The organism is Polaromonas sp. P1_G2 (assembly GCF_056405515.1).
In genome coordinates this window covers 1-2,526 of sequence record NZ_JBFUBY010000415.1, presented here as the reverse complement: position 1 = coordinate 2,526, position 2,526 = coordinate 1, and the positions used below count along the sequence as shown (strand labels likewise).

Annotated in this window: 3 protein-coding genes; all 3 read left to right on the top strand. The window is 57.1% G+C overall.

From position 1 onward, the window contains the following. On the top strand, positions 1-879 hold an 879-nt coding region (locus AC1D0P_RS24500), incomplete at its 5' end, for a maleylacetate reductase (protein WP_477679112.1). Positions 880-1,039: 160 nt separating this feature from the next. Next, entirely contained in the window at positions 1,040-2,104 is a 1,065-nt protein-coding gene (locus AC1D0P_RS24495; RefSeq protein WP_477679111.1) for a Rieske 2Fe-2S domain-containing protein, read from the top strand. Beyond that, positions 2,101-2,526 (top strand): ferredoxin reductase (locus tag AC1D0P_RS24490; RefSeq protein WP_477679110.1); only part of this gene is annotated, 426 nt, incomplete at its 3' end. The genes AC1D0P_RS24495 and AC1D0P_RS24490, both read left to right, overlap by 4 nt.

Here is a 2,526-nt window from a genome sequence, read left to right as displayed (position 1 = left end):
GCCATGCATGTTCCGGTGGAAATTGCGAAGAAGGCAATTGCCGTCGCCAGGCAATTGCGTGCGGACTGCGCGATCGCTATCGGTGGTGGATCCACCATCGGCCTTGGAAAGGCGATTGCACTGGAATCGTCGCCGGAGTTTCAGATTCCCATTCTTGCAATCCCGACCACTTATGCGGGCAGTGAGGTAACACCGATTTTCRGCGTTACGGAAGGAGGCCTGAAGCGTACGGGAACTGACATGCGTGTGCTGCCCCGGACGGTGCTGTATGACGCTGAGCTCACCCTCTCGCTACCCGTCGGGATGTCTGTCACGAGTGCGTTCAACGCGATGGCGCACGCAGCCGAGGGCTTGTATGCGCAAGATCGTAATCCCGTCATGAGCCTGATGGCTCAAGAAGGCATACGCGCAATCGCCTCTGCACTACCGATCATTGTCAGGGAGCCGGCTAATCGGGAGGCGCGTGGCAATGCGCAGTATGGAGCTTGGCTCTGCGGCACGGTGCTCGGATCGGTGGGGATGGCGCTGCATCACAAGCTGTGCCACACGCTTGGAGGCAGCTTCAATCTGCCGCATGCGGAAACGCACACTGTCATGCTGCCGCATGTGCTTGCCTATAACGAAGTCGCCGCACCCGAGGCCATGCATCGTATTGCGAGCGCCTTGGGACAGTCCTCGGCTCCGCAGGGCCTGCGTGAATTGGCTGCGGAATGTGGCGCACCGGTAGCCCTGCGTCAGATCGGCATGCGTGAGGCAGACCTGGATCGCGCTGCCGATATCGCATGCGCCAACCCCTACTGGAACCCGCGACCACTGCAGCGTGATGCGATTCGTGCGCTTTTGCAAGATGCGTTCGACGGCGTCAATCCCAGGGGCTGATCGGTATGAAGTCACATGAAATCAATGCACAAGCCCATGTTCTGGCAAAGAGGGCATTTGCCTGGTGATGAATTTTTTCTGTGGTGGCTACCAGAAATGTTTCCTATATGAGTGTTAGTTCAGGTGTTGAGGCGGTTAGGTCACGCCAGAAGGATTGAAGATGAAATTTTTACGAAATGCCTGGTATGCGGGATCTTGGGCAAAGGACATCACCTCCGAGACCTTGCTTTATCGCAAGATCATCAACGAGCCATTGCTTTTCACAAGGCGGGAGGACGGAACACCGGTTGTCATGTCGAATGTGTGCCCGCACCGGTTCGCGCCATTGCACCTCGGCTGCAAGACGGGCGACCGCATTCGCTGCGGCTACCACGGCCTCGAGTTCAACACTGAGGGCCAGTGTGTGCACAATCCAAACACCCCGGGCGCTATTCCAGAGGCAATGAAAGTGCCGACCTACCCGGTTGTCGAAAAGCACACGATGCTGTGGGTCTGGATGGGCGACCAGCCGCCTGATGAGAGTCTGATCCCCGATTTCTCTGTCATGGTGGACGGCGATGGCCTGTCCCGTCACCGTGACCATTTCACGATGAACGTGAATGTCGAGTTGATCTCGAATAACGTCATGGATCTAAGTCATGCATCCTTTCTGCATGCGGGATTGCTGGCCACGCCGGAGCATGCGAATGCCGAGATCAAAGTCAGGCAGGACGGCCGAACTGTAAGTTGCGAGCGCTGGTCGCGTGATGTTCCGGTGCCGCAGGTCTTCGATCTAATGTTCCGTCGTGACAAAAAGAACGTGGACTTCTGGAACATCATGCGCTGGGATCCACCATCGTGCTTTCTGCTCGATGTTGGTTGCCATGCGCCGGGGGATACCCGGGAAGATGGGGCGGGCTACATGGGCATCCACATCCTGGCAGCCGAGACCGAAACGACCACGCACTATCACGTGGGCATCGTTCGCAAGCCGATTAGCGAAGCGGACCAGGAGTTTGAGGCCGAAATCGCCAAGCTGAGATTGCATGCGTTTCAGGGACAGGACGAACCCATGATGGAGGCGATGCAAGACATGTTGGGCATCGAGGAGCTGCTCAAACGCAAGCCGGTCCTGTTCAATGTCGACAGCGGTCCCGTCCGCATGAAGCGAGTTCTCGAGGAACTTCTTGCAAAAGAAGCCAAGTCGGCTCGTGGAGTGGATTCGGTTTCAGACTCCTCGCCATGAGTGAGCTAAATCTAACCGTGCAAGTGGCGCGCAAATGGACCGAAGCTGTTGACATCTGCGTGTTGGAGCTGGCTAGTGCGGACCCACAGCAGGCATTGCCGGCTTTCTCGGCAGGCTCACATATCGACGTCCAGATTCCGGGTGGAGTCACAAGGCAATACTCACTGTGCAACGATTCTTCCGAGCGCCATCGCTATCTAATCGGTGTTCTTAAGGACCCGAAGTCGCGGGGTGGGTCAAGGGCGATGCATGAGATCGTTCAAGAGGGAGACCTGCTGCGCATCAGCGTGCCCAAGAACCATTTCGCCCTCTCGCATGCGGCAAAGCACAGCGTTCTGTTGGCGGGCGGTATCGGTGTCACGCCCATTCTGTGTATGGCTGAGCGGTTGGCCATTGCGAGCGAAAAATTCGAGATGCATTAC